We start from the raw sequence: 26,999 nt of genomic DNA, 5'->3' as shown, positions 1-26,999 counted from the left end.
TCCATGACGTCCACCCCGACTGAGCTCACGGCCGCCCAGGCCGTGGCAGCCGGGTCCGGCGACACCCCCGAGGCGCCGGCGGCACCAGCCGCCGGCGCCCTCCGGGCGGGTGCCGGCGGTACCTGGCAGACCCTGCGCCGCGACGTCGGCGCGATGCTCGGCCTCGGCTACATCGTGCTCGTCACGCTCGTCGCGATCCTCGCGCCCGTCCTGACCGCCATCAGCGGCTGGACCCCGTACGAGTTCGACCAGACCGCGATCGACCCCAACCTCGGTGGCATGCCGATCGGCCCCTGGGGCGGCGTCAGCGCCGAGCACTGGTTCGGCGTCGAGCCGGGCAGCGGCCGCGACATCTTCGCCCGCATCGTCTACGGCGCGCGGGTGTCCATGAGCATCGCGCTGTCCGCCACCGCGCTGACCACCGTGCTGGGCGTCTCGCTCGGACTCGTGGCCGGCTACTTCGGCGGCCGCGTCGACCTGGTGATCTCGCGCGTCATGGACTTCCTCATGGCCTTCCCCGCACTCATCTTCATGATCGCGGTGCTCTCGGCGCTGCCGGCGGGCAACCGGTCCACGCTCCTGGTGGTCGTGATCTCCGTCTTCGGCTGGCCCTACCTGGCGCGCATCGTGCGCGGGCAGACCATGTCGCTCGCGCAGCGGGAGTTCGTCGAGGCCGCCCGGGCCGCCGGGGCGAGCGGTACGCGCATCGTGTTCCGCGAGATCCTGCCCAACCTGCGCTCCACGATCATCGTGATGGCCACCCTCGCCGTGCCCGGCTACGTCGGCACCGAGGCCGGCCTGTCCTTCCTGGGCGTCGGCGTCGTACCGCCCGAGCCGAGCTGGGGCCAGATGATCGCCGCGTCCGTGAAGTGGTACGCCGTCGATCCCGCGTACTTCGTCTTCCCCGGCGTCTTCCTGTTCCTGCTCGTGCTCTCGTTCACCGTGCTCGGCGACCGCCTGCGCGCCGTCGTCGATGCCCAGGAGGGCCGCTGATGCCCCGGTTCCTGATCACCCGAGCCGCCTCCGGCCTCGGCGTGCTGCTGCTGGTGTGCCTGTTCACGTACCTGATCTTCTTCGCGCTGTCGCCGGACCCGGCGGTGCAGATCTGCGGCAAGAACTGCACGCCGGAGGTCATCGACCAGATCCGCGGCAACCTCGGGCTGGACCAGCCGTTCTGGACCCAGTTCTTCCACTTCGTCGTCGGCATCTTCGCGGGTCGCACGTACGGCGAGGGGGCCGGCGCCGTCGACTGCGCCGCGCCCTGCCTCGGCTACTCGTTCCAGTCCAGCCAGGCCGTCTGGGACATGATCATCCAGCGCCTCCCGGTCTCCGCGACGATCGCCGTGGGCGCCGCCGTGCTGTGGCTGCTCGCCGGGCTGGCCGGCGGCCTGCTCAGCGCCGTCAAGGAGGGCACGTTCCTCGACCGGTTCACCACCGGCCTGACGCTGACCAGCATGTCCATCCCCAACTACGTGCTCGCCCTCGTGCTGCAGTACGTGCTGGTGGTCAAGCTGCAGTGGCTGCCGTTCCCGCAGGCGGTCGCCTTCGCCGACGACCCCGGGCAGTGGTTCGCGAACTTCGTCATGCCGTGGATCGTGCTCGCCGTCGGCTACGCGGCCGCCTACACCCGGCTGACCCGGGCCAACGTGCTCGACGTGCTGCGCGAGAACTACGTGCGCACGGCCTACGCGAAGGGCCTGGCCCAGCCGCTGGTCTGGCGCCGGCACGCCCTGCGGCCGGCCCTGACGCCGATCGTGACGATCTTCGGGATGGACTTCGCCGGCCTGCTCGGCGGCGCGCTCATCACCGAGACCGTCTTCGGCATCAACGGCGTGGGCAAGATGGCCGCCGACTCCATCGCCCGCAACGACCAGCCCGTGATCATGGGCGTCACGCTGCTCGCCGGGTTCCTCGTCGTCGTCGGCAACATCGTGGTCGACGTCGTCTACACCGCCATCGACCCGAGAGTGCGGGTGAACGCATGACGCTCCTGCAGGTACGCGACCTCACCGTCACCTTCCCCACCCCGCGCGGCCCGCTCGACGCCGTCCGCTCGCTCGACCTCGACCTGGAGCCCGGCGGCGCGCTGGGCATCGTGGGCGAGTCCGGCTCCGGCAAGTCCATGACCAGCCTGGCGATCATGGGCCTGCAGCCGCGGGCCGCCAGGCGCACCGGCAGCGTGCGCCTGCACGACCAGGAGCTGGTCGGGCTGTCCGAGGCCGAGCTGCGCCGCGTGCGCGGCGACCGCATCGCGATGGTCTTCCAGGACCCGCTGTCCTCCCTGAACCCGTACTACACGGTCGGGCTCCAGATCGAGGAGGCGTACCGCGCCCACCGGCCCGGCACCACGCGCCGCGTGGCCCGGCGGGTCGCGATCGAGGCGCTGGAACGGGTGCACATCCGCGACGCCGCCCGGCGCGTGGACCACTACCCGCACCAGTTCTCCGGCGGCATGCGCCAGCGCGTCATGATCGCCATGGCGCTGAGCACCGAGCCCGAGCTGCTCATCGCCGACGAGCCCACCACGGCGCTCGACGTCACCGTGCAGGCGCAGATCCTCGACCTGCTGCAGGAGATCCGGCGCGAGACCGGCACCGGCCTGGTGCTGATCACGCACGACCTGGCCGTGGTCAGCGAGGTCACCGACCACATCGTCGTCATGAAGGACGGTGTGTGCGTCGAGCGCGGCGCCGTCGAGCAGATCTTCACGCGGCCGCAGCACCCTTACACCCAGGCGCTGCTCGACGCCGTGCCGCGCATCGACGACGAGATCGGCGAGCTGCGCGCGGTCACGGCCGCGCCCGCCGGCGACGCCGCCCCGGCGAAGAACGAGCAGAACGGAGGCCCCGCATGAGCACGCCGCTCCTGAGAGCCACGAACCTCGTCAAGGAGTTCCCGGTGCTGGGCACCGGCGGCCTGCTGCGCCGCCCGGACACCTTCCGGGCCGTGGACGACGTGAGCTTCGAGATCGACGCGGGCGACACGCTCGCCCTGGTGGGCGAGTCGGGCTCGGGCAAGTCGACGACGGCGCGCCTGGCCGCCCGACTGCTCGACGCCACCTCCGGCACCGTCGAGCTCGACGGCGAGGACGTCACCCGTCTCGGGCGGTCCGCCCTGCAGCAGTTCCGCAGCGACGTGCAGGTGGTCTTCCAGGACCCCTACTCCTCGCTCAACCCGCGGCACACCGTGGAGCGCATCGTCACCGCTCCGCTGCTGTACCAGCAGCGCAGCATCCCGGGCGGCGCCCGCGCGTTCACGCGGTCGCTCATGGAGCGGGTCGGGCTGGACCCGGACCACTCGCAGAAGTACCCGGCGCAGTTCTCCGGCGGCCAGGCGCAGCGCATCGGCATCGCCCGCGCGCTCGCCGTCGGGCCGCGCGTCGTGGTGTGCGACGAGGCGGTCTCGGCCCTGGACGTCTCCGTCCAGGCGCAGGTGATCAACCTGCTGCGCGACCTCCAGCGCGAGGAGGGCCTGACCTACCTGTTCATCGCACACGACCTGGCCGTGGTGCGGCAGATCGCCACGCGGGTCGCGGTGATGACCCAGGGCCGGATCGTCGAGGAGGGCGACCGCGACGCCGTCTTCGACGCCCCGCAGCACGAGTACACGCGCAAGCTGCTCGACGCCGTGCCCCGCATCCGCCCCGAGTGGGAGCGGGAACGACGGCGCAACGCGGCGCTCGCGGCGGGAGCCACGGCATGAGCGCGGGCTGGACCACCTACCTGCTGCCGGGCATCGGCGTCCGCGAGCGCCGCGTCGCGGTGCCGCTGGACCGCTCGGGCCGGCTGCGCGGCGAGGTGTCGCTGCTGGTCCGCGAGCTGGTGGACCCGACGCGCGGCGACGAGGACCTGCCCCTGCTGGTGTACCTGCAGGGCGGGCCGGGCGGGGCGAACCCGCGGCCGCTGCGCCGGGACGGCTGGCTGGACGTGGCGCTGCGCGACCATCGCGTGGTGCTGGTGGACCAGCGCGGCACGGGCGGCAGCTCGCCGCTGGACGGCGAGGCGCTGGCGGGGCTGGGCGCGCGTGCGGGTGCCGACCTGCTGGCGTGCTACCGGGCCGACTCGATCGTGGCCGACCTGGAGGACGTGCGCCGCGAGGTCTACGGCGGGCGGCCGTGGACGACGCTCGCGCAGAGCTTCGGCGGCTGGATCACCCTGACGTACCTGTCGGTGGCGCCGGAGGCGCTGCGCGCCTGCTACGTCGCGGGCGGCATCCCGGGCACGCCGCCGGACGCGGCGGAGGTCTACCGCCGCACGTTCGGCCGGGTGGCCGGGAAGACGGCGGAGTTCTACCGGCGCTACCCGGCCGACGTCGACGCGGTGGCGGCGATCGCGGACCGGCTCGCCGAGGGCGACGTCCGGCTGCCGGACGGCGACGTGCTGACGACCCACCGGTTCCAGTCCATGGGCATCGACCTGGGCATGAAGCCGGGTCCGGAGCGGCTGCACTGGTTCGTCGAGAAGGCGTTCGTGGCGCCGGGCCGGCTGTCGGCGGGGTTCCTGCAGGAGGCGATGGTCCGCACCGCGCAGGCGGACGGGCCGCTGTTCTGGACGCTGCAGGAGTCGATCTACGGGCACGGTGGCAACGGCCCCACGGGCTGGGCCGCGCAGGCGGAGCGGGACCGGCGCCCGGAGTTCGACGCGGACCGGCGTCCGCTGCTGTTCACGGGCGAGATGGCGTTCCCGTGGATGTTCGACGAGATCCGGCTGCTGCGCCCGTTCGCGGGCGCGGTGCACGAGCTGGCGGCGCGCCAGGAGTGGTCGCCGCTGTACGACCTGGACCGCCTGGCGGCCAACGAGGTGCCCCTGGCCGCGGTGGTCTACCACGACGACATGTTCGTGGACTCCGGCCTGCAGCTCGACACGCTCTCGCGGGTCGGGTCGGCGCAGGCGTGGGTCACCAACGAGTACGAGCACGACGGGATCGGTGACGCGCGCGTGCTGGAGCGCCTGCGTGAGCTGGTCCGCGACCGAGGAGGAGAGATTCGATGAGCACGCACCACACCCCTGGCCGGCCCCCGTACGCGGGCACGCGCGCGCCCCGGCTGGCCGCGAGCGACGCGTTCAACGCCCACATGGCCCGCGGCTGGGGCGCGCCGGACGTCGTCGTCCCGGTGATCCCGGGCGCGCCGGAGGCCGCCGCCGACCACCGCCGCCGCCTGTCGGAGCGCATCGGCGCGCGCGACGCGGTGGTCAGCGCCGGGCGCGCGCCGCTGCGCAACGGCGACGCGATGTACGGGTTCCGCGCCGACAGCGACTTCGTGTGGCTCACGGGTGTGCAGGCCGAGGACGGCGTCCTGGTGCTGCGCGCGAGCGGAGGCGGGCACGACGCGACGCTGTACCTGCCGCCGCCGGCCAAGCCCGGCGAGAGCGACTTCTTCGGCAACGCCGCGTACGGCGAGCTCTGGGTGGGGCCCTCCCCTGACCTGGCCGCGTGGGCCGAGGCGTTCGGCATCGCGGTCGAGCCGCGGGCCGCGCTCGACGGCGTGCTGGACACCCTCGACGGCGCGCTCGCCTCGCCGTCGGTCGACGACGACCTGGTGCGCCGGTTCGGCCTCAAGCCGTCCGAGGACCTGGCGCGGGCGCTGTCCGACCTGCGGATGATCAAGGACGACTGGGAGATCGGTCAGCTGCGCGAGGCGATCGACCACACCGTGACCGGGTTCGACGCCGTGGCCCGCGAGGTGCCGCGCGCGATCGGGGGCCTGGGCGAGCGCTGGCTGCAGGGCACGTTCGACCGGCACGCGCGCACGTTCGGCAACGGGCCCGGCTACTCGACGATCGTCGGCTCCGGGCCGCACGCCCCGACCCTGCACTGGGTGCGGTGCGACGGCCCGGTGCTGCCCGACATGCCGCTGCTGCTCGACATGGGCGTCGAGGCCAACTCGCTGTACACGGCCGACGTGACCCGCACGATCCCGCCGTCGGGCACCTTCAGCCCCGTGCAGCGGCAGGTGCACGACCTGGTGGAGAAGTCGCACCGCGCCGGCATGGCGCAGATCCGGCCCGGCGTGGAGTACCTCGACTTCCACTTCGCGTCCATGGAGGTCATCGCCCAGGGGCTGCACGACTGGGGGCTGCTGGACGTCTCCGTCGACGAGGCGCTCTCGCCCGGCGGCCAGCAGCACCGGCGCTGGCTCGTCTGCGGCATCGGCCACCACCTCGGGCTCGACGTGCACGACTGCGCCCACTCCGACTACCCGACGTACCAGGCCGCTCCCCTGGCCCCCGGCGTGGTGATGACCGTGGAGCCGGGCCTGTACTTCCACGCCCACGACGAGACGGTGCCGCCGGAGCTGCGCGGCATCGGCGTGCGGCTGGAGGACGACCTGCTGGTCACCGCCGACGGCGCCGAGGTGCTCTCGGACGCCCTGCCCATCGACGCCGCCGGCATCGAGCGCTGGACCACGGAGCGGATCGGCGATGCCTGAGGCGGTGCTCCAGGCGCCGGCTCGGGTGGCCGAGCCGTTCCCGCTCGCCGACGTCGTCCTGCACGACGGCGTCTTCACGCGCGCCCGGGACCAGATGCTGCACCTGGCCCGTGTCTACCCCGTGGACCGGCTGCTGGCCGTGTTCCGCGCGAACGCCGGGCTGGACACGCGCAGCGCACTGCCGCCGGGCGGCTGGGAGGACTTCGGCCACCCCGACGAGGTCGCCTGGGGCCCCGGCGACTACCCGGGCCGCGAGGCCGCGCCCACCGCGAACCTGCTGCGCGGGCACTACGCGGGGCACTTCCTGTCGATGCTGGCGCTCGCGGCGGGCGGCGCGGACGACGCCGTGGTGCGGGACGAGCTGCGCGCCAGGGTCGACGCGATGGTCGAGGGGCTGCGGGAGGTCCAGGAGACGCTTGCCGCGACCGGCCGCTACAGCCACCCCGGGTTCCTGGCGGCCTACGGCGAGTGGCAGTTCTCCCGCCTGGAGGGCCTCGCGCCCTACGGCGAGATCTGGGCGCCGTACTACACGTGCCACAAGATCATGGCCGGGCTGCTCGACGCGCACCGGCACACCGGCTCGGTCGTGGCGCTGGACGTCGCCGCGGAGATGGGGCGGTGGGTGCACGGGCGGCTCTCGGTGCTGCCCGCCGAGCAGCGCGCGCAGATGTGGGCCCTGTACATCGCGGGCGAGGCCGGCGGCATGAACGAGGTGCTGTGCGACCTCGCCGTGCTGACCGGCGACAAGGTCTTCGTGGAGACCGCCCGCCTGTTCGACCTGGACTCGCTGCTGGACTTCGCGGCGGCGGGCCGGGACGAGCTGGACGGTATGCACGCCAACCAGCACGCCGCGACCCTGCTGGGTTACCTCGCGCTCGGCGACCTGACCGGCGAGGCGCGCTACACGGACGCCGTCGTGCACCTCTGGGACATGCTCGTGCCCGGCCGCACCTACGCGCACGGGGGCTCCGGCGAGAACGAGCTCTGGGGTCCGGCGGGCGCGGTTGCCGGCGACATCGGCAACCGGAACGCCGAGACGTGCGTGACCTACAACATGCTCAAGATCGCGCGCGCCCTGTTCGAGCGCACCGGCGAGGCGCGGTTCGCCGACTACTACGAGCGGGCGGTGACCAACCAGGTCCTGGGCTCGCGGCACGACGTCGGCTCGGACGACTCGCCCGAGGTGACGTACATGTTCCCCGTGCACCCGGGGGCGCTGCGCGAGTACGACAACGTGGGCACCTGCTGCGGCGGGACCGGGCTGGAGAACCACGTCAAGTACCAGGACTCGGTGTACTTCCGGGCGGCTGCTCCGGACGGCGGCACCCGGACCGTGTGGGTCAACCTCTACGTGGCGTCGACGGCGAGCTGGCCGGAGGCTGGCGTCCGGATCGTGCAGGAGACCGCCTACCCGCTGGAGGGCGCCAGCCGGATCCGGGTCGACGCCACCGGCGACCTGGAGCTGCGCCTGCGGGTGCCGGGCTGGGCCACGGGTGCTGCGCGGTTCAGCGTGCGGGTGGACGGCGAGGCGCAGACCGTGCGGGCCGACGGCGGGTACGTCGCCGTGCGGCGCGACTGGCGCCCCGGCACCGTCGTCGAGATCGACATGCCGCTGACGCTGCGGGAGGTGCCCGCCCCGGACGACACGTCCGTGGTCACCCTGGAGCTCGGGCCGACGGTGCTGCTCGCCCGCAGCGCCGCCACGACCTGGCTGCCGATCCAGGCCGCGACCTGGCGGCGGCTCGACGGCACGCTGGACGCCCCGCTGACCCCGGCCGACGACGGCACCTGGCGGCTGGGCGACCTCGTGCTGGAGCCGACGTGGTCCGGGTCGGACGCCCGGTACCACATGTACCTGCGCCGGGCCGACGCCCGCATCGCGTTCGCGGGGACGGACCCCGCGGCTGACTCGGGCGTGCCGAACGCGGCGCGTGCGGACTCGCGCACCTTTCTGGACGTCCTGTGGGCGGACGGAGGGTTCGCCGACCGGGCGGGGTTCCTCGAGGCGGTGCTGCGCACCACGGACGAGTTCGTGGAGCTCGGGTTGCTGAGCGCCGCGGAGGCACGCGACGTGCTGGTGGCGGCGGCGCGCTCCGCCGTCGGGCGGGAGGACGACGACGGCGTCGGGCACGTTGCTGCACGGGAGACCGAGGAGGCCGCGCTCCTGTCACGGGCGCCGACCACCACGCACGAGGGTTCCGCGCCCCGCGTCGAGATCGTCGCGGCCACCGCGCCCGGCGTCACGGGCTGGTACCTCCGGCCGCCGGAGCTCACCGTCTCCGCGCGGGTCGACGTCGGCGAGCCGGTCGTCGAGGTCCGCGTCGGCGACGAGCCGTGGCAATTGGCCGGTCCTGCACCCCTGGTCCTGTCCGACGGCGTGCACACGGTCACCGCGCGCGCCGTCGACGAGGCGGGGCGGGAGCGCCGCGTCGTGCGCGAGGTCAGCGTCGACACCAGACCGCCGCGCACCACGGTGACGACCAGGCGCCTGGGCCCGCGGGGCGTCGAGATCAACCTCGCCGCCGTCGACGACGTCTCCGGCGTGGACAGCATCCGGTGGAAGGGGCCGGACACGTTCTGGGCCACGTTCGCCGAGCCGTTCAGCCGGGCGCTGTCCGACGTGCCCCAGGTGATCGAGTTCGCCGCGACCGACCGGGCGGGCAACCAGGAGCCGGTCCGCACCCTGGTGCTCCCGCCCGCGGACGCGGAATGACGTGTCAGACGTACAGGTCACCCGGGTGACCTGTGCGTCTGACACGTCGTGGGCGCCCGGCCGGTGTCGGTGGCGGCGTCTACCGTCGTGTCATGAGCGAGCCCCGGCCCTTCACGGTCCACGTCCCCGACCAGGTCCTCGGCGACCTGCGCGAGCGCCTGGCGCGCAGCAGGATCCCCGAGGACTCGCCCCGGCGTCCGCCGTCGGGCATGACGTCCGGCTACCTGCACGAGCTCGTCGACCACTGGATCAGCTGGGACTGGCGGGCGCGCGAGGCGTGGCTCAACGAGCATCCGCAGTTCCTCGCCACGGTCAGCGACGCGGACGTGCACTTCGTGCACCTGCGGTCGGAGCGGCCGGACGCCCCGGCGCTGCTCGTGCTGCACGGGTGGCCGCACACGTTCGCGCTGCAGCTCGACTTCGCCGACCTGCTGCCGGACCTCGACGTGGTGGTCGCGAGCCTGCCCGGCTTCGCGTTCTCGACGCCGTACGCGGACGGCGAGATGTCGGAGAAGCGGCTGGCGGCCACGATGCACACGCTGATGACCGACGTGCTGGGCTACGAGCGGTACTTCACGTACGGCGAGGACGTGACGGCGAACGTGAGCGACCTCATCGCCGCCCGGTACCCCGAGCACGTGGCCGGCATCGTCGCGACCCACGCGCACTTCCCCACCGTCGAGGAGCGCGCGACGCTCGACGACCCGGCCGCGCGCACGTTCTTCGACGGCATCGCCGCGCGGCACCAGACCGACGGCGCCTACGGCCACGTCCAGGCCACGCGCCCCGACACGCTCGCGACCGCCCTCAACGACTCCCCTGCCGGGCTGCTGGCCTGGCTGACCGAGAAGCTCGTCGAGTGGAGCGACACCCCGCCCGGCGACCCGCGCGCGGTGGAGCAGCGCATCTCCCGGGACCGCATCCTGACCGAGGCGACGATCTACTGGGCCACCCAGACCATCGCGACGTCCTTCCGGCCGTACTACGAGGGCGCCGACCAGCCCGACCCCATCCCGCCGACGGCGGTGCCCGCGGCGGTCCTCGTCCAGCGGCACGAGGCCACGTATCCGGAGTCGCTCGCGCGCCGCCACTACCTCGACCTGCGCGTGTTCGACCGCCTGGCGGAGGGCGGTCACTTCACCGTCGGCGAGGTACCCGAGGAGATGGCGGCGCGCGTGCGGGAGTTCGTCCGCTCCGTCAGCGCGCGCTGACGAGAGGGTCAGGCCGTGGGCTCGAGCCGGATCACCGGGAACTTGCGGTCGGTGTGGGTCTCGTACACCTTGGCGTCCGGCCAGTACTCGGCCCAGATCCCGTAGAGCCGCTCCCACTCGGGCGACGTCGGGCGCACCACGCTGGCGGTCGCCCGCAGGGTCTGGTCGCCCACCTCGATGGTCGTCTCCGCGGCGCCGTCCTCCACGTTCGCGACCCAGGTCGGGTCGTTGGGCGCGCCGCCCATCGAGCCCACGACGAGGTAGGCGTCGCCGTCGGTCGCGGCCACCAGCGGCGTCACGTACTGCTTGCCGCTGACCCGCCCGACGTGGTGCAGGAGCAGCAGCCGCTTGCCGTCGAAGTGCCCACCCGCGACGGGCGCGTTCACGATGCCGGCGTTCGCCCTGAACGCCTCGATGATCTCGGTGTTCATGTCACTCATCTTGTCCTCCTCGGACCTCCGCCGGCCCCCCGGCCGACCTAACCGGACTTTACCCCGCTTAAGTCGCTCCCGATAGCATCCGGACATGAGCACGCCGATGACGTGGGGCACACCGCAGCCCGAACGGGCCGACGCCGCCCGCAACCGTCAGGTGCTGCTCGCCACCGCCCGCGAGCTCCTGGCCGAGGTGGGACCTGACTGCCTCACCATGGACCTCCTGGCCGAGCGGTCCGGACTCGGCAAGGGCACGGTGTTCCGCCGGTTCGGCTCCCGGGCGGGAATCTTCCAGGCCCTGCTCGACGACACCGAGCGCGAGCTGCAGCAGCAGGTGCTCAGCGGCCCGCCCCCGCTCGGCCCTGGGGCACCGCCGGTCGACCGCCTCATCGCCTACGGCACGGCACGCGTCCGGTTCCTTGCGGACAACCAGGCCGTCGCGCGCGCCACGCTCGACGGACGGCACGCACCGGGCCGGCGCCGGCCCCTGTCCGAGATCCACATCCGGGTGCTGCTGCGCGAGGTCGACCTGCCCGGCGCCGACGTCGAGGTGCTCGCGGGCCAGCTCGCGTACGCGCTGGACGGCCCGCTGCTGCTCCAGCTCTTCGCGGGGCCGGAGCTGGCGGGACCGGAGCCCACGGCCCGGTTCGAGGCGGGTTGGCGCGACCTGGTCGAGCGGGTGTGCGGGGTGTCGGGGGCGTAGGCGGGTCGCCGGGCGCGCGCCCGGCCGCCCCGCGTCAGGCGTGCGTCGGCGCCTCGTGCCGGGCGTGCTCGGCGGGTTCGAGCTGGAACGTCGAGTGCTCCACCCGCACGTCGAACTGCGTGGCGACGCACCGCTGCAGGGCGTCGAGCACCGGCGGCGCCTGCCCGTCCCGGAAGCACACGTCGCGCACCACGACGTGGGCACTGATGGTCGGCAGGCCGGTGGCGACGAGCGAGGCGTGCAGGTCGTGCACCTCCTCGACGTGCTCCACCTCCAGCAGCCGCGCCCGCACCTCGTCGAGGTCCATGCCGGGCGGGGTCGACTCCAGGAGCACGCTCGCCGAGTCGGCCAGCAGCCGGGCGGCCCGCGGCAGGATCAGCACGGCGATGACCAGGCCCGCGACGGCGTCCGCCCGCTCCCAGCCCGTCGTCGCGATCACGACCGCGGCGACGATCACCGCGACCGAGCCGAGCGCGTCGTTGACCACCTCCAGGAACGCGGCGCGCAGGTTGAACGACGCCGAGCGCCCGCCCGCGAGCACGAACAGCGCCATGACGTTGCCCACCAGGCCGACGATGCCGAAGACGAGCAGGCCCGGCCCCGGCGCCTCGGCCGGTCCGACCAGGCGGCTCACGCCCTCGACCACGGCGTAGACGCCGACGGCGAGCAGCACCGCGGCCTGCGCCAGCGCGGCCAGGATCTCGGCCCGCCGGAACCCCCAGGTCCGGCGGGACGACGGCGGCCGCAGCGCGAGCGACGCCGCCCCGAGCGCGATGGCCAGGCCCGCCACGTCGGTGAGCATGTGCGCGGTGTCGACCAGGAGCGCGAGGCTGCCGGTGAGCAGGGCGCCGATCGCCTGGGCGACGAAGACGGACGCCGTGATGCCGAACGCGACGGCCAGGCGGCGGCGCCCGCCGGGGTCGCCGTGCGCGCCGCCGTCGTGCCCGTGGCCGTGGCCGCCGGGACCGTGGCCGTGGCTCACGACGCTGCTCCCGCCGTGCCGGTCGGCTGCGCCGCCACCCCGGACGGGTGCACCGCCGAGCCGTCCACGCCGTAGACCGGGCAGAGCGCCACGGCGTCGCCGGTCAGCGCCAGGAGCTTCTCGGCGGACGCGAGCACCGCGAGCGTCGCCTCCGGGTGGGTCAGCGAGAACACCGACGCCCGCCCCTCGGGCCGGGACTCGACGAGCCCGCAGTCGCGCAGGCAGGCCAGGTGCTTGGACACCGTGGACTGCGCCAGGCCGAGGTGCTTGGTCAGGTCGACCACGCGGTGCTCGCCGAGGGCCAGGTGCTGCAGGATCGCCAGCCGCGACGGGTCCGAGAACCCGTGGAACAGGCACGCCGCCACGACCATCGCCTCGGACTCGCGGGCCGCGACATCGCCCGTCACCTCTGTCATCGCCATCCGACGATGCTACCAGGCACCCCACCTCCCCTTCGAGGCCTAAGTATCTTCGCTTCGAGCCCCGCCAAAGCGAAGAAACTCAGGCCTCGAAGGGGATCAGGCCGTCGCCCGGGCGTGCCAGGCCGTCGCCGTCGCGTCCAGGACGTCGCCCCACGGCGTCGGCCGGACGCCGAACACCCCGGTGGTCTCGGCCGCGTCCGCCACGAACGGCCGGTCGAACTGGTACAGCACGCCCAGCGCCTCGCGCAGGACCGGCACCACGAGACCCCCGGCCCGCAGCACCGCGCGCGGCACGCGGCGCAGCCGGGGCTCCCCCGTCCCGGCCCGCGCGCCCAGCTCGCGCAGCACCTCGCGGACGGTCGCGGGCGGGTTGGACGGCACCAGCCACGGCGAGCCCCAGGCCCGGTCGTCGGCGCCGAGCGCGACGAGGGTCGCGGCGACGTCGTCGACCGCCGTCCAGGTGTGCGGCTGGTCCGGGTCGGCCATGACGCTCGCGGGCCGGCCCGCGAGCGTCGCCGCCGCGTACATGGGCAGCAGGCCGTGCGAGGCGGGAACGGTCGGCCCGATGTAGTCGGAGGCGCGCGCCTCGGTGGCCCGCACCCGCCCGGCGCGGTGGGCGGCGAGCACCTCCTGCCACAGCCGCGCGCGGAGCCGGCCCTTGTGGTCCGACGCCGCGAGCGGCAGGCCGCGGGTCATCGGCCCGTTGACGGGGCCGTAGCCGTAGAGGTTGCTCAAGGTCACGAGCACCGCGCCGGAGGACTCGGCGGCGTGCAGCGCCGCGGCCGCCAGCGGGGGCCAGCCGCGCTCCCACGCCTGGTACGAGCCGGGGTTCGCGCAGTTGTACAGCACGTCCGCGCCCCGGGCCGACGCCGCGAGCGCCGCCGCGTCGGTGGCGTCGAGGGCGATCCGCTCCACGCGGGGGTGCGCCGGGCCGCCGCCGGAGCGGGTCACCACCGCGACGGAGCGGCCGGCGCGCGCCAGCCGGAGGGCGAGCGCGGTGCCGACAGGGCCGGCGCCGAGGACGAGGTGGGAGGTCATGGACCCAGGGTGTCATCCATATTGGTCAGACAGGTTTGTGACTTGTATGATCGCAGGCGAACATCCCGCCGCAAAGGAGCGCCATGACGTACCAGCCCGACGCCATCCGGACCGTGCAGCTCTCTACTGTCACGCTGCCGCTGGCCACCGCCATCTCCGACGCCAAGGTCTTCACCGGGCGGCAGAAGCCCATGACCGAGGTCGTGTTCCTGTTCGCGGAGATCACCACCGAGCAGGGGTTCGAGGGCCTCGGCTTCTCCTACTCCAAGCGCGCCGGCGGCCCCGCCCAGTACGCGCACGCCAAGGAGGTGGCGCAGTCCGCGATCGGCGAGGACCCCAACGACATCGCCAAGCTGTACACGAAGCTGCTGTGGGCGGGCGCGTCGGTCGGCCGCTCCGGCGTGGCGACCCAGGCGCTGGCCGCCATCGACATCGCCCTGTACGACCTCAAGGCGAAGCGCGCCGGCCTGCCGCTGGCCAAGCTGCTCGGCGCGCACCGCGACTCCGTGCGCACCTACAACACCTCGGGCGGCTTCCTCAACGCCAGCATCGAGGAGGTCAAGGAGCGCGCCAGCCGGTCGATCGCCGAGGGCATCGGCGGCATCAAGATCAAGGTCGGCCTGCCCGACGGCCGCACGGACCTCGCCCGCGTCGCCGCCGTCCGCGAGCACATCGGCCCCGACGTGCCGCTCATGGTCGACGCCAACCAGCAGTGGGACCGCGGCACCGCCCTGCGCATGGGCCGGCGCCTGGAGGCGTTCGACCTCGTCTGGATCGAGGAGCCCCTGGACGCCTACGACGCCGAGGGCCACGCCGCCCTCGCCGCCGCCCTCGACACCCCGATCGCCACCGGCGAGATGCTGGCCTCGGTGGCGGAGCACGAGCGGCTCATCGCGACCCGCGCCTGCGACATCATCCAGCCGGACGCCCCGCGCGTCGGCGGCATCACGCAGTTCCTGCGGCTGCTCACGCTCGCCGACCAGGCCGGGCTGGACCTCGCGCCGCACTTCGCGATGGAGATCCACCTGCACCTGGCCGCCACCTACCCGCGCGAGCCGTGGGTGGAGCACTTCGACTGGCTCGACCCGCTGTTCAACGAGCGCCTGGAGACCAGGGACGGGCGGATGCTCGTGCCGGACCGCCCGGGTCTGGGGGTCACGTTCAGCGAGCAGGCCCGCGCCTGGACCACGGACACCGCGGTCTTCGGCCCGGCCTGATCCCGCCATCCTCCCGGGCGTGCCAGACGTACAGGTCACCCGAGGGACCTGTACGTCTGACACGTCCTTCAAGGGATCCGTCGAGATGGAAGCATGAGACCCATGGCCCAGACCCTGAGCGGCACCCTGGTGGAGACCCTGCGCGCGCGCATCGTGAGCGGCGACATCGCCCCCGGTGAGAAGCTGCCGAGCGAGCCGCGCCTCGCCGTCGAGCACCAGGTCAGCCGCACCGTGGTCCGGGAAGCAATCGCGCGCCTCAACCTGGAGGGCCTGGTCCACACCCGGCGCGGCAGCGGCAGCTACGCGCTCACCCCGCCCGCCGAGGCGGACGACGACGGGGCCCCCGTCGCCCGGTCCCTGACCGACCGGCTCGCGCTGGTCGAGTACCGCCTGGCGCTGGAGGCCGAGGCCGCCGCGCTCGCCGCCGTCCGGCGCACGCCCGCGCAGCTCGCGGCACTGGCCGACCGGCTGGCCGCGCTGGCGTCGTCCGACGGGCATCCCGCCACCGCCATGCAGCACGACTTCGCGTTCCACCGCCTGGTGGCGGAGGCCGCCGGCAACAGGTTCCTCCTGGAGGCCCTGGACCGGCTGGGCCCGCAGATGATCGCGATGCCCCGCGGCCGGCTCGACCGGCCCGGCGACGACGAGGCGCACGGCGGCGGCCGCTTCACCGCCGTCGTGCAGGAGCACCGCGCCGTGCTCGACGCGCTGGACGCGCAGGACCCGCTCGCCGCGGCGGCGGCGATGCGGGTCCACCTCACGTCGTCGCGCCGCCGGCTCCTGGAGGAGTCGGGCGGCGACGCCGCCCACTGACCCTGGCCGCTGTCTGATCCCGTCCGCCGCGCCGGCAGAGCTGGGCGGACGGCGGCCGACACCGCTAGCGCGGGGGCTTGACCGCCAGGACCGGGTGCTCGGCCTGGAGCAGGATGCGCTGGGCCACCGAGCCCATGATGAACTTGCCCACCGTGCTGCGGCGGCGCAGGCCGATCACGATCAGCGAGGCGTCGTGCTTCTCGGCGAGGTCGAGGATCTCGTCGGTGAAGTCGTCACGGTGCGTGCCGCGCACGAGCTGCGCCTTCACCCCCGCCGCGGCGGCCTGCGCGAGCACCCGGTCGAGGTCCTCCTCGGCGGCGACCGTCGACTCGACCAGCGAGCCCTCCCGCGCCGAGTTCACGACCAGCAGGTCCTCGTCCCGGAGCCCCGCCTCGACGATCGCCGCCTGCACGGCGGCCTCCCCCGCGGGCGTGGGGACGTAGCCAACGACGATGCTCATACGGACTCTTCCTCTCGGTTCTTCGCCGACGCGCCGGCGTCCGACGTACCAGCAACAGACCCACCGGCAACGGCCTCACCAGCCCCGCCCGCCCGCAGGTCGCGGACGGCACGGACCAGGGGCAGCACGGCCACCACCACGAACACCACCAGCAGCGTCGCCGAGATGGGCCGGGTGAAGAAGCCGGCGGCCGACCCGTCGAACATCAGCAGCGAGCGCCGCAGGCTGGACTCCAGCAGCGAGCCGAGCACGAACGCCAGCACGAGCGGCCCCGGCTCGAACCCGAACTTCTTCATCAGGTACCCGACGGCGCCGAAGACGACTACCAGCAGCACGTCGAACACGGAGTTGTTGATGGTGTAGGCGCCGACCATCGTGATCAGGGCCGTCACCGGCGCGAGGATCGCGGCGCGCACCCGCAGGATGCGCACGAACACGCCCACCAGCGGGATCGACATGATGAGCAGCAGCACGTTGCCGATGTACATCGAGTTGACGACGCCCCAGAACAGCTCGGGGTGCTCGGTGACGAGCTGCGGGCCCGGGGTGATGCCCTGGATCAGGAGCGCGCCGAACATGAGCGCCATGGTCGCGTTGGCGGGGATGCCGAGCGTGAGCAGCGGGATGAACGAGCTGGTCGCGGCGGCGTTGTTCGCCGTCTCCGGCCCGGCCACGCCCTCGATCGCGCCCTTGCCGAACCGGCTCGGGTCCTTGGCGCGCTTCTTCTCCGCGGCGTAGGCGGCCATCGATGCGATGGTCGCGCCACCGCCGGGCAGGATGCCGAGGAAGAATCCGAGCACCGACCCGCGGGTCACGGCGCCCGAGGACTCCTTGAGGTCCTTGCGCGACGGCCAGACGTTGGCCACCTTGCCCGGCGCGTGCACGGCGCGGTGCCGCTCCTCCAGGTTGTAGAGGATCTCGCCGAGGCCGAACAGGCCCATGGCCACGGGTACGAAGTCGATGCCGTCGGCCAGGCTCAGGTTGTCGAACGTGAAGCGTTCGGCGCCCGTGAAGGCGTCGCGGCCGACGGTGGCCAGCAGCAGCCCGATCGCCGCGGCGATCAGGGCCTTGAGCCGCGCGCCGGACGCGATGGTCGAGACCAGGAGGATGCCCAGCAGGGCCAGGGCCGCGTACTCGGGCGGCCCGAAGTCGAGCGCGAAGCCCGCCACGACCGGGGCGAGGAAGGTCAGCCCGACGATGGCGACGGTGCCACCGATGAACGACCCGACGGCCGCGACGCCGAGCGCCGTACCCGCCCTGCCCTGTCTGGCCATGGCGTGCCCGTCCAGGACGGTCACCACCGAGCTGGCCTCGCCCGGCAGCCGGAGCAGCACGGACGTGATGGTGCCGCCGTACTGGGCTCCGTAGAAGATCCCGGCGAGCATGATGATCGCCGTGACCGGCTCCACGCCGTACGTCAGCGGGAGCAGGATGGCGATGGTGGCTGCCGGGCCGAGGCCCGGCAGCACCCCGATGAGCATGCCGATGACCACGCCGAGCAGGCAGTACAGGAGGTTCGTCGGTTCGAGCACGACGGCGAAGCCGGCGGCTACGTTCTGCAGTGATTCCACGTGCGTTTCCCTTGCGGATCAGACCTGCGGTGCGGTCAGAAGAGGTGCGGGACGTTGGTGCCGAGCGCCCCGACGAAGACCCCGTACAGCACCCCGACCACGAGCACCGAGTACAGGACGGCGGAGCGCCAGGACTCGCCGCCCAGGAACTTCATCCAGATCAGGCTCAGCAGCAGGGCGGGGATCTCGAAGCCGATCACCGGCAGCAGCGCCACGAGCCCCAGGAGCGTCGCGAGGCCGACCAGCGAGAGCCACGAGTACCGGGAGAACTTCTCCCCGTCGCCGCCCCGCCGTCCGACGACGACCTGGGCGAGCGACAGGACCACCACGGCGACGCTGATCGCGAGCGGCCACAGGCCGGCGCCCGGCTGGGTCGGCGTGCCGAGCCCCAGCCCGACCGCCGTCACGGCGCCCAGGACGCCGATCGCCGTCGTGACCAGGCTCGCCGCGAGGTTGGCGACCGGCCCGGCGGGCGGCGGCGCCTCCTCGGCCCACTCGTCGGCGAGGGCCTGGGCCGGGTCGGCGGGCGCGACGGCCGCTCCGCCGTCCGCACCGCCGTTCGAGCTGCCGTCCGGCTTGCCGTCCACGCCTACCTCCTTGGTTGCCGTTGCCACGAGGGATCAGCCCTCCGCGAGGCTGATGTCGTACTCCTCGGTGAGCGCCCGGTACTTGTCGGCGAGCTCGGTCCACTCCGTGGTGACCTCTTCGCCCGAGATCTCGTGCGGCGTCAGCAGGTTGTTCTCGTTGAACGACGTGTAGGTGTCCGAGGCGATGGCGGCGTCGACCGACTCGACGAGCCGGGCCTTGACGTCCTCCGGCAGCCCCTTCGGTGCGGCCAGCGCGCGGTACTGCGACACGGGCACGTCGTAGCCCTCCTCGACGGCCGTCGGCACGTCGGGCAGGAACTGGTTGCGCTCGGCCGAGAAGGCCAGCAGCGGCACCACCTTCCCGGCGTCGATCTGCGGCTTGGCCTCGCCGAGCTGCACCGTGGCCACCTGCACCTGGTCGCCGACGACGGCGGTCAGCGCGGGCGAGCCCGAGTCGAACGGCACGGCCGTGCCGTCGATCTCCGCCTGCGCGAACAGCGCCGCCTGGGCGAGCTGCGAGCCGGTGCCGACGCCCGTGGTGCCGTACTTGATCTCGCCGGACGCGTCCTTGAGGTCGTCCAGGTTCTCGAACCCAGAGTCCACGCTGGCCAGCAGCACGTAGTCGTCCTGCGAGAGGCCCTTGATGACGTCGAGCTTGCCCAGGTCCACGGCCTCGTCCTCGGACACCGCCAGCGGCGTGATCGTGATGAGGGAGGCGTTCAGCAGCACCAGCTCGTAGCCGTCGGCGGGCTTGCCGGCGATCTCCTCGGTCGCCACCGCGCCGTTGGCGCCGGCGCGGTTGACCACCGGGACCGCCACGCCGAGGTCCTCGGCCATACCCTCGGCCACGGCCCGGGCGATGAGGTCGGTCGACCCGCCGGCGTCCTGCCCCACGGTGATGGTCACCGGGCCGGACGGGAAGTCTTCACCCTCGCCGCCCCCGGCGGCGCCCACGTTGCCGCCGCACGCGGCGAGCGTCAGGGCGGCGAACGCAGCGGTGGCGCCCAGCGCGACCTTGCCGGCGCGCAGGCTGGTGCGCGGGTTTCGGGGGGTAGGAGTTGTCATCACAGCTCTCCTCGTTGAGATCTCCGACGGGCAGGTGCCGGTCGGGCGTTGAGCATAGGAAGCCCATACGATGCCTGTCTAAGCCTCTTACTGCATGGCTTGATTCTCGAAATGCATCGAATCGCGGAAAGGCCATCGTGTACACCCTCGATCAGGTCCGCTGCTTCCTCGCCGTCGCGGAAGAGCTCCACTTCGGCCGCGCCGCGGAACGACTCAACATGACCCAGCCGCCGCTCAGCCGTCAGGTCCAGAAGCTGGAACGCGCCGTCGGCGTCCCCCTGCTCGAGCGCGACAACCGCCACGTCGAGCTGACGACGGCGGGCGCCGTGTTCCTCGAGGAGGCCCGCCGCCTCCTGACCGCCGCCGACGCCGCCCCCGCGCTCGCCCGGAAGATCGCCGCCGGCCGCGCCGGCGTGCTGCGCCTCGGCTTCACCGCCGCCTCCGGGTTCAGCCTGCTGGGCACGCTCGTGCAGGAGATCGCCGAGTTCATGCCCGACGTCGACCTCGACCTCCAGGAGCTCGTCACGATCGAGCAGGTCGAGGCGATCCGCCGCGGCGAGCTCGACCTGGCGCTCGGCCGGCCGCCGTTCGACCAGGAGAGCTTCGACTCCCGGCTCCTGTTGTCGGAGGACCTGGTGCTGGCCGTGCCGCCGGGCCACGCGCTGACCCGCCTGGACCGTCCCGTGACCGCGGCCGACCTGCGTGACCAGCCCGTCGTCGGCCACCACCCCACCAAGGCGCGGTACTTCTACGACATGGTGGTGCGGTACATCGCCGTCGAGCACAACAACGTGGTGCACGTCGTCAGCCAGATCCTGACGATGTGCTCGCTCGTGGCGGCCGGGCGCGGCGTGGCGTTCGTCCCGGAGTCGGCCCGGCTGCTCGGCCTGCCGGGCGTGACGTTCGTGGAGCTGGACGTCCCCCACGGCGTCGTGGAACTCCATGCCATCTGGGACCGGACCTCGAAGAACCCGGCCCTCCACGAGTTCCTCCGCTTCCTCGCCCCGTCTCGTTGAGTGCTGGGAGGGGCGGGCGATGCAGGGCCGGCATGAGTCGATGCCGTTTTGGGCTTGGACAGGCATCGTGAAGCGTTCCTACGGTGGCGCCGAGACCTAGCCCGACCAGTCGCCATCGTCGACGTCTGTCACAGGAGGGGGCCACCTTGGCCACGTATGCACCGCAGGAGCTCGCCGTCGCCCTCAAGGACGGGCTGCTGTCGTTCCCCGTCACCCCGTTCACCGCGGACGGCGCGATCGACGAGCAGCGGTACCGCGACCACATCGACTGGCAGTCGAGCTTCCGGATCGGCGGCCTCTTCGCCGCGGGCGGCACGGGCGAGGGCTTCAGCCTGACGCCGCAGGAGTCGGCCCGCGTGGTGCGCCTCGCCGTCGAGACCGCCGCGGGCCGCACCCCGGTGCTCGGCAGCGCGGGCGGCAACACCGCCCAGGCGATCGACAACGCCCGCGCCGCGCAGGACGCCGGCGCCGAGGGCCTCCTGCTGCTGCCCCCGTACCTGACGGAGGCCGACCAGGACGGTCTGCTGGAGCACGCCTCCGCCGTGTGCGCCGCGACGGACCTCGGCGTCATCGTCTACAACCGCGGCAATGCGATCTACTCCGCGCAGACCGTCGCCCGGCTGGCCGAACGCCACCCGAACTTCATCGGGTTCAAGGACGCGATCGGCGACATCGAGCACCTCACGCGCGTCTACGCCACCAACGGCGACCGGCTCTTCTACCTGGGCGGTCTGCCCACCGCCGAGACCTACGCCCTGCCGCTGCTGCAGCTCGGCATGAGCACCTACTCGTCGGCCATGTACAACTTCGTGCCCGAGTTCGCCCTGGAGTTCTACCGGGACGTGCGGGCGCTGGACCACGCGGCGGTCACCGAGAAGCTGCGCCGGTTCGTGCTGCCCTACCTCGACATCCGCGACCGCACCAAGGGATACGGCGTCTCCATCGTCAAGGGCGGCATGAAGGCCATCGGCCGCGACATGGGCAGCGTGCGCGCGCCCCTCCAGGACCTCACCGCCCAGGACCTCGCCGACCTCGCCGCGCTGATCGACGCCGCCGGGGTGCGCCCCGCCGCGACCGACGTCGCGACCGACGCCGCCGTCGACACCCTGGCCGGCTGACCCGAACGCCCCAAGGAGACATGCGATGACCCAGCTCACCGGCCACTCGATCGTCGCCGGCGCGCCCCTGGCGGGCACCGCCGGCACCTTCGCCGGGCAGGACCCGGCCACGGCCCAGGCGCTCGAACCCGCTTACTCGCTGCTCGACGAGGCACAGGTCGCGCAGGCGACGGCCGCCGCGCAGGAGGCCTTCGCCTCCTTCTCGGCGCTCGCCCCCGAGCCGCACGCCCGCTTCCTGGAGCAGGTCGCGGCCAACATCGAGGCGATCGCGCCCGACGTCGTCGCGCGGGCCATGCGCGAGACCGGCCTCCCGGCGGCCCGCCTGACGGGCGAGGTCGCCCGCACCACGGGCCAGCTCCGCCTGTTCGCGCAGGTGGTGCGGCAGGGCGACCACCGCGGCGTGCGGATCGACCCCGCCCTGCCGGACCGCACTCCCCTGCCGCGCGCCGACATCCGGCAGCGCAAGGTGCCCGTGGGCCCCGTGGCCGTGTTCGGCGCCAGCAACTTCCCGCTCGCCTTCTCCACCGCGGGCGGCGACACCGCCTCCGCGCTGGCCGCGGGGTGCCCCGTGGTGGTCAAGGCGCACAACGCGCACCCCGGCACGGCCGAGCTGGTGGGCCGTGCGGTGGCGGACGCCGTGGCATCGTCCGGCATGCACCCCGGCGTGTTCTCGCTGGTCTACGGGCCGGGCAACGTCGTGGGCCAGGCGCTCGTGTCCGACCCCGTGATCCAGGCCGTCGGCTTCACCGGCTCCCGCGGCGGCGGCCTCGCGCTCGTCGCGGCGGCCGCGGCCCGCCCCGTGCCCATCCCGGTCTACGCCGAGATGAGCTCGATCAACCCCACGATCCTGCTCGACGGCGCCCTCGCGGGCGACGTCGACGCGCTGGCCGCCGCGTACCTCGCGTCGGTGACCGGCTCGTCGGGCCAGCTCTGCACCGCCCCGGGCCTCGTGTTCGTGCCGGACGGCGACCGCGGCGACGCGTTCGTGGCCGCCGCCGGGCGCGCCGCCGCGGCCGCCGCGGGGCAGACCATGCTCACCGAGGGCATCGCGCAGGCCTGGCAGGACGGCGTCGACGCGCTGGCCGCGCAGGACGGCGTCTCGCTCGTGGGGGCCGGATCTCACGGCGCGACGCAGAACGCCCCCGCGCCCGCCGTGTTCGCCAGCGCGGTGCCGACCCTGCTGAGCAACCCGGTGCTGCAGGCCGAGATCTTCGGCGCGGCCTCGCTCGTGGTCCGGTACGCCGACGCCGCCGAGCTGCTGTCCGCCGTCGAGCGCCTCGAAGGCCAGCTCACCGTGACACTGCACCTGACCGAGGACGACCGCGCGACAGCCACCGCGCTGCTGCCCGTGCTGGAGCGCAAGGCCGGCCGCATCCTGGCCAACGGCTGGCCCACCGGCGTCGAGGTGGGGCACGCGATGGTGCACGGCGGGCCGTTCCCCGCGACGTCGGACGGGCGCACCACCTCGGTGGGCACGCTCGCGATCGAGCGGTTCCTGCGGCCCGTCGCCTACCAGAACCTGCCGGAGTACCTGCTGCCCGAGCCGCTGCGGTCGGACAACCCGTGGCACCTGACGCGGCGGGTGGACGGCGTGCTCGACGTGGTGCTGGGCGCCACGGAGACCGAGGCCGCCCGGTGAGCGCGCACCCCACGATCGCCCGCGTCGAGGTCGTGCCCGTCGCGGGCCACGACTCGATGCTGCTGAACCTGTCCGGCGCGCACGCCCCGTTCTTCACGCGGAACGTCGCGATCGTCACCGACTCGGACGGCCGCACCGGGCTGGGCGAGGTACCCGGCGGGGAGAAGATCCGGGCCACGATCGAGGAGGCCGGCGCGATCGTCGTCGGGCAGCCGGTGGCGCGGTACCGCTCCCTGCTGCGCGACGTCGCGCGGGCCTTCGCCGACCGCGACGCGGGCGGGCGGGGGCTGCAGACCTTCGACCTGCGCACCACGGTGCACGCGGTCACGGCCCTGGAGTCCGCGCTGCTCGACCTGCACGGCCAGGACCTGGGCGTGCCCGTCGCGGAGCTGCTCGGCGACGGCGTCCAGCGCTCGGCCGTGCCGATGCTCGGCTACCTCTTCTACGTGGGCGATCCGGACGCGACCGACCTGCCGTACCTGCGCGGGGACGACGAGTCCGACGCGTGGGGCAGGCTGCGCCGCGAGGAGGCGATGACGCCGGACGCCGTCGTGCGGCTGGCCGAGGCCGCCGCCGCGCGCTACGGGTTCACCGACTTCAAGCTCAAGGGCGGCGTGCAGGCCGGCGACCTCGAGGTCGACACCGTCGTAGCGCTCAAGGAGCGGTTCCCCGACGCGCGGATCACGCTCGACCCCAACGGCGGCTGGCTGCTGGAGGACGCGATCCGGCTGGGCCGGCGGATGCGCGGCGTGGTCGCCTACGCCGAGGATCCCTGTGGCGCCGAGGGCCGGTTCTCGGGTCGCGAGGTCATGGCGGAGTTCCGCCGGGCCACGGGCCTGCCGACGGCGACCAACATGATCGCGACCGACTGGCGCGAGATGGCGCACGCCGTGCGCGCGGGCGCCGTCGACATCCCGCTGGCCGACCCGCACTTCTGGACCATGGCGGGCTCGGTGCGCGTGGCCCAGCTCTGCCACGAGTTCGGGCTCACCTGGGGGTCGCACTCCAACAACCACTTCGACGTCTCGCTGGCGATGTTCACGCACGTCGGAGCGGCGGCGCCCGGCGAGATCACGGCGCTGGACACACACTGGATCTGGCAGGACGGGCAGGGCCTGACGACGGCCCCGCCACGGATCGCGGGCGGCGAGATCCAGGTACCGACGACGCCGGGGCTCGGCGTCGAGCTCGACCGCGAGCGCCTGGCCGCCGCGCACGAGCTGTACCTGGAGCACGGCCTGGGCGCGCGGGACGACGCCCTGGCGATGCAGTACCTGGTGCCGGGGTGGGCCTTCGACCCGAAACGCCCGTGCCTCGTCCGATGAGGTCCGTGCGGTGAGCGCAGGACGGGGCGGTCGATGAGCGGAGTTCTGCTCGGGTTCGCGATCGTGCTGGTGCTCGTCGGCGTGGGGTTCGTGGCCGCGTGGGTGCTGCCGGGCGAGGCCCGCGCCATGCAGCGCGGCATCGCGCCGCTGGTGTACTACATCACCAACCCGGCGCTGATGTTCCTGCTCATGTCCGACGCCGACCTGGGCGCGGTGCTGCGCACCTACACGCCGATCGCGCTGATCACCGCGGCGGCCACGGGGCTGCTGTACGCGCTGGTGGCCGGCGGGCTGTTGCGGCGGCCCGCCGGCCCGGTCGCGGCCGGCGCCATGGCCAGCTCGTACGTGAACGCGGGCAACATCGGCGTGCCGATCGCGCTGTACGCCGTGGGGAGCGCCGCCCCGGTGGTGTCGGTGCTCGTCGCGCAGCTGCTGGTGGTCGCGCCGGTGTACCTGTCGGTGTTCGCGTGGTGCCGGCGGAGAGAACCCACCCGTTCCCTGGGCGCCACCCTCGCCCGGTCGCTCGCCAACCCGGTGACGGTCGCGACCGGGCTGGGTCTGCTCGCCGCGGCGTTCTCCGTGGACCTCCCCGCGGTGATCGGGCAGCCCGTCGAGATGCTCGGCCACGCCTCGGTGCCGCTGCTCCTGCTGCTGTTCGGCATGTCGCTGCGGGGCCAGCGGCCGCTGGGCCGCGAGGCGCGGGCGGAGGTGGTGCTGGGCACCGTGCTCAAGACGCTGGTCATGCCGGCGCTGGCCTGGGTGGTCGGCAGGTTCCTGTTCGGCCTCGACGGCCTGGACCTGCTGGGGGTGGTGCTGATGGCGGCCCTGCCCACCGCGCAGAACGTGTTCCTGTTCGCGGGCCACTTCCGGCTGGCGACGACGTCGGTCCGCGACATCACGCTGGTGAGCATGCTGCTGGCGCTGCCGGTGTCGCTGGTGATCGCGGTGCTGCTGGGCTGACGGCGCAGGTTCTACGACCGGCGTCGGCGGGACCTGCGATCGTCCCGGACGCCGAGCCGCCGCGCGCGCGAGAAGGTCGAGAACTGCTGCCGGAGGCCGCCGAACATCACCACCTCGGCAAGGCCGACGGCGACGGCAAGGGCCCAGAGGGGCGACGGGCGCGCGATGCCGACCATGTCTCCCGGGCCGCCGGCCGCAGCGACGGCCGTGACCAGGATGACGGCGAGGCCGATCATCCCCGCGAGCAGGATCGGCACGAACACGATGCCCCACCGCACCTCGGTACGGGTCGGTGCCGTGTCCTGCTCGGACGGTGATCCCATGATCTGCCTTCTCCCGGAGCGGCGAGCGCTCGCTCGCCGGAGGACACCTTACGAGACGAACCGCCCGGAATCAGTCCCGGGCGATCCCGCCCAGCAGGTTGTTCACCAGCGCGTCGGCGAATCCCTCGGTGACCGGCTCGTCCGGCACCAGGAGCCGGTGGTAGACGGCGCCCCAGAGCTGGTCGACCACCACCTGCACGTCGACGTCGTCCCGGATCTGCCCGGCCTCCTGCGCCGCCCGCAGCCGCTCGGCCGCGAGCCGGCGCCGCTCGGAGGAGTACAGCGTGCGGTAGGCGACGGCGAGGTCCTGGTCCGTCTGCGACTGGCCGATGAGCTCCGCCAGGATGCGGCCCGCGGGCGTGGTGGTCATGAGGTGCACGAACGCGCGGAGCTGGTCGCGCAGGTCCACCCGGATGTCGCCCGTGTCGGGAAAGGCGAGCGTGTGTTGCACCGCCTGGAAGTAGCCGTCCAGGGCGAGCGCCCCCTTGGAGGGCCACCACTTGTACAGCGTCGTCTTGCTGACACCGGACAGCCGCGCGACCCGCTCGAACGTGAGGTCGGCGATGCCCTCGGCCAGCAGCAGCCGGCCGACGGTGCACAGCACGTCGCTGCGCACCTCGTCGGCCGGCCGCCGCCCACGCCCCCGGCTGCGTGCCCCGGGCCGCTCGTCGGCGGACGCCGTCGCCTGATTCGTCATGTCCCCTCCTCCTGAACTCCCCGCGAGTCTAGGTGAGCTCGCGTCGCTGACCTGCTCGATCACCTGACCTGCTACCGGTCACCCTGCTCAACCCCGTCCCCGCCCCGCACCGTGAGCAGGTCGGCGAGGCCGACCCGGTCGAGGAACTCGCGGCGGGTCCGGTCGGCGAGGTCCGAGACCGCCTCGGAGCCGTCGTCGGCCGGGTCGATGTGCACCCGGTACGGCCGCTGCCCGGCGGGCAGGGCCACGATCCGGGCGATCTCGTCGGCGACCAG

General features: G+C 73.4%; 26 protein-coding genes and 1 pseudogene. 16 read left to right on the top strand and 11 right to left on the bottom strand.

Annotated features, from left to right (window positions below):
- Positions 1–3 precede the first annotated feature (3 nt).
- From ACIPN7_RS26585 to ACIPN7_RS26550, 8 genes are all read left to right on the top strand, one after another.
- Entirely contained in the window at positions 4–993 is a 990-nt protein-coding gene (locus ACIPN7_RS26585; RefSeq protein WP_400549645.1) for an ABC transporter permease, read from the top strand.
- The gene (locus ACIPN7_RS26580; protein ID WP_400549643.1) at positions 993–1,985 is read left to right on the top strand and encodes an ABC transporter permease; all 993 of its coding nucleotides are present in this window, start codon (positions 993–995) and stop codon (positions 1,983–1,985) included. Before ACIPN7_RS26585 ends, ACIPN7_RS26580 begins: the two co-directional genes overlap by 1 nt.
- Positions 1,982–2,854 (top strand): ABC transporter ATP-binding protein, encoded by an 873-nt coding sequence (locus tag ACIPN7_RS26575; RefSeq protein WP_400549641.1) that lies wholly within the window; start codon positions 1,982–1,984, stop codon positions 2,852–2,854. Before ACIPN7_RS26580 ends, ACIPN7_RS26575 begins: the two co-directional genes overlap by 4 nt.
- The gene (locus ACIPN7_RS26570; RefSeq protein ID WP_400549639.1) at positions 2,851–3,702 is read left to right on the top strand and encodes an ATP-binding cassette domain-containing protein; all 852 of its coding nucleotides are present in this window, start codon (positions 2,851–2,853) and stop codon (positions 3,700–3,702) included. Before ACIPN7_RS26575 ends, ACIPN7_RS26570 begins: the two co-directional genes overlap by 4 nt.
- Positions 3,699–4,991: an alpha/beta fold hydrolase gene (locus ACIPN7_RS26565; protein ID WP_400549637.1), complete on the top strand. Its 1,293-nt coding sequence runs from the start codon at positions 3,699–3,701 to the stop codon at positions 4,989–4,991. Before ACIPN7_RS26570 ends, ACIPN7_RS26565 begins: the two co-directional genes overlap by 4 nt.
- Positions 4,988–6,430: an aminopeptidase P family protein gene (locus ACIPN7_RS26560; protein ID WP_400549635.1), complete on the top strand. Its 1,443-nt coding sequence runs from the start codon at positions 4,988–4,990 to the stop codon at positions 6,428–6,430. Before ACIPN7_RS26565 ends, ACIPN7_RS26560 begins: the two co-directional genes overlap by 4 nt.
- Positions 6,423–9,143 carry a beta-L-arabinofuranosidase domain-containing protein gene (locus ACIPN7_RS26555; protein WP_400549633.1) on the top strand — a complete coding sequence of 907 codons (2,721 nt, stop codon included), beginning with the start codon at positions 6,423–6,425 and terminating at the stop codon, positions 9,141–9,143. The genes ACIPN7_RS26560 and ACIPN7_RS26555 overlap by 8 nt, the downstream gene beginning before the upstream one ends.
- 92 nt (positions 9,144–9,235) lie before the next feature.
- Positions 9,236–10,354, top strand: coding sequence for an epoxide hydrolase family protein (locus tag ACIPN7_RS26550; protein WP_400549631.1), 1,119 nt, complete (start codon positions 9,236–9,238; stop codon positions 10,352–10,354).
- An 8-nt stretch (positions 10,355–10,362) separates the two neighbouring features.
- Here ACIPN7_RS26550 and ACIPN7_RS26545 read toward each other — a convergent pair whose 3' ends face one another.
- Positions 10,363–10,794 carry a nitroreductase/quinone reductase family protein gene (locus ACIPN7_RS26545; protein WP_400549629.1) on the bottom strand — a complete coding sequence of 144 codons (432 nt, stop codon included), beginning with the start codon at positions 10,792–10,794 and terminating at the stop codon, positions 10,363–10,365.
- 85 nt (positions 10,795–10,879) lie between these two features.
- On the opposite strand from ACIPN7_RS26545, the gene ACIPN7_RS26540 reads away from it, so the two are divergent.
- On the top strand, positions 10,880–11,491 hold the full coding sequence (locus ACIPN7_RS26540; protein ID WP_400549627.1) for a TetR/AcrR family transcriptional regulator: 612 nt from the start codon (positions 10,880–10,882) through the stop codon (positions 11,489–11,491).
- Between the two features lie 34 nt (positions 11,492–11,525).
- On the opposite strand, the gene ACIPN7_RS26535 is transcribed toward ACIPN7_RS26540, so the two are convergent.
- The 3 genes from ACIPN7_RS26535 to ACIPN7_RS26525 all read right to left on the bottom strand — a co-directional run bounded on the left by ACIPN7_RS26535 (position 11,526) and on the right by ACIPN7_RS26525 (position 13,933).
- Entirely contained in the window at positions 11,526–12,473 is a 948-nt protein-coding gene (locus tag ACIPN7_RS26535; protein ID WP_400549626.1) for a cation diffusion facilitator family transporter, read from the bottom strand.
- Positions 12,470–12,895, bottom strand: a complete 426-nt coding sequence (locus tag ACIPN7_RS26530) for an ArsR/SmtB family transcription factor (protein ID WP_400549624.1) — start codon at positions 12,893–12,895, stop codon at positions 12,470–12,472. Before ACIPN7_RS26530 ends, ACIPN7_RS26535 begins: the two co-directional genes overlap by 4 nt.
- Positions 12,896–12,991: 96 nt before the next feature.
- Positions 12,992–13,933, bottom strand: a complete 942-nt coding sequence (locus ACIPN7_RS26525) for an NAD-dependent epimerase/dehydratase family protein (protein ID WP_400549622.1) — start codon at positions 13,931–13,933, stop codon at positions 12,992–12,994.
- 83 nt (positions 13,934–14,016) lie between these two features.
- Between ACIPN7_RS26525 and ACIPN7_RS26520 the strand changes: the two genes are divergently transcribed.
- Positions 14,017–15,150 (top strand): mandelate racemase/muconate lactonizing enzyme family protein, encoded by a 1,134-nt coding sequence (locus ACIPN7_RS26520; protein WP_400549620.1) that lies wholly within the window; start codon positions 14,017–14,019, stop codon positions 15,148–15,150.
- 102 nt (positions 15,151–15,252) lie between these two features.
- A complete protein-coding gene (locus ACIPN7_RS26515) occupies positions 15,253–15,963 on the top strand; it encodes a FadR/GntR family transcriptional regulator (RefSeq protein WP_400549618.1) in 711 nt (236 codons plus the stop codon).
- Between the two features lie 64 nt (positions 15,964–16,027).
- Here the strand turns inward: ACIPN7_RS26515 and ACIPN7_RS26510 are convergent, their stop codons facing one another.
- From ACIPN7_RS26510 to ACIPN7_RS26495, 4 genes are read right to left on the bottom strand one after another with little or no spacing between them, the layout of a single operon-like run.
- A complete protein-coding gene (locus tag ACIPN7_RS26510) occupies positions 16,028–16,423 on the bottom strand; it encodes a universal stress protein (RefSeq protein ID WP_400549616.1) in 396 nt (131 codons plus the stop codon).
- Positions 16,420–17,994 (bottom strand): tripartite tricarboxylate transporter permease, encoded by a 1,575-nt coding sequence (locus ACIPN7_RS26505; protein ID WP_400549614.1) that lies wholly within the window; start codon positions 17,992–17,994, stop codon positions 16,420–16,422. Before ACIPN7_RS26505 ends, ACIPN7_RS26510 begins: the two co-directional genes overlap by 4 nt.
- 35 nt (positions 17,995–18,029) lie before the next feature.
- Entirely contained in the window at positions 18,030–18,581 is a 552-nt protein-coding gene (locus tag ACIPN7_RS26500) for a tripartite tricarboxylate transporter TctB family protein (protein ID WP_400549612.1), read from the bottom strand.
- Between the two features lie 33 nt (positions 18,582–18,614).
- A complete protein-coding gene (locus tag ACIPN7_RS26495; protein ID WP_400549610.1) occupies positions 18,615–19,646 on the bottom strand; it encodes a tripartite tricarboxylate transporter substrate binding protein in 1,032 nt (343 codons plus the stop codon).
- A gap of 137 nt (positions 19,647–19,783) precedes the next feature.
- Between ACIPN7_RS26495 and ACIPN7_RS26490 the strand changes: the two genes are divergently transcribed.
- The 5 genes from ACIPN7_RS26490 to ACIPN7_RS26470 all read left to right on the top strand — a co-directional run bounded on the left by ACIPN7_RS26490 (position 19,784) and on the right by ACIPN7_RS26470 (position 25,704).
- Complete coding sequence (locus tag ACIPN7_RS26490) at positions 19,784–20,662, top strand: LysR family transcriptional regulator (RefSeq protein ID WP_400549608.1); 879 nt, start codon at positions 19,784–19,786, stop codon at positions 20,660–20,662.
- 146 nt (positions 20,663–20,808) lie between these two features.
- Entirely contained in the window at positions 20,809–21,780 is a 972-nt protein-coding gene (gene kdgD / locus ACIPN7_RS26485; RefSeq protein ID WP_400549606.1) for a 5-dehydro-4-deoxyglucarate dehydratase, read from the top strand.
- 25 nt (positions 21,781–21,805) lie between these two features.
- Complete coding sequence (locus ACIPN7_RS26480; protein ID WP_400549604.1) at positions 21,806–23,419, top strand: aldehyde dehydrogenase (NADP(+)); 1,614 nt, start codon at positions 21,806–21,808, stop codon at positions 23,417–23,419.
- Positions 23,416–24,744: an enolase C-terminal domain-like protein gene (locus ACIPN7_RS26475; RefSeq protein ID WP_400549602.1), complete on the top strand. Its 1,329-nt coding sequence runs from the start codon at positions 23,416–23,418 to the stop codon at positions 24,742–24,744. Before ACIPN7_RS26480 ends, ACIPN7_RS26475 begins: the two co-directional genes overlap by 4 nt.
- A gap of 33 nt (positions 24,745–24,777) precedes the next feature.
- Entirely contained in the window at positions 24,778–25,704 is a 927-nt protein-coding gene (locus ACIPN7_RS26470; RefSeq protein WP_400549600.1) for an AEC family transporter, read from the top strand.
- Between the two features lie 11 nt (positions 25,705–25,715).
- On the opposite strand, the gene ACIPN7_RS26465 is transcribed toward ACIPN7_RS26470, so the two are convergent.
- The 3 genes and pseudogenes from ACIPN7_RS26465 to ACIPN7_RS26455 form a co-directional block, all read right to left on the bottom strand.
- Positions 25,716–26,027, bottom strand: a complete 312-nt coding sequence (locus ACIPN7_RS26465) for a hypothetical protein (RefSeq protein WP_400549598.1) — start codon at positions 26,025–26,027, stop codon at positions 25,716–25,718.
- 70 nt (positions 26,028–26,097) lie between these two features.
- Complete coding sequence (locus tag ACIPN7_RS26460) at positions 26,098–26,724, bottom strand: TetR/AcrR family transcriptional regulator (RefSeq protein ID WP_400549596.1); 627 nt, start codon at positions 26,722–26,724, stop codon at positions 26,098–26,100.
- A 71-nt stretch (positions 26,725–26,795) separates the two neighbouring features.
- A pseudogene (locus ACIPN7_RS26455) lies at positions 26,796–26,999 on the bottom strand (hypothetical protein); the annotation flags it as partial.

Source organism: Promicromonospora sp. NPDC090134, assembly GCF_044746965.1.
Classification (GTDB): domain Bacteria; phylum Actinomycetota; class Actinomycetes; order Actinomycetales; family Cellulomonadaceae; genus Promicromonospora.
Note: the sequence above shows the minus strand (reverse complement) of the source record. Positions and strands in the feature narration are given on the sequence as shown.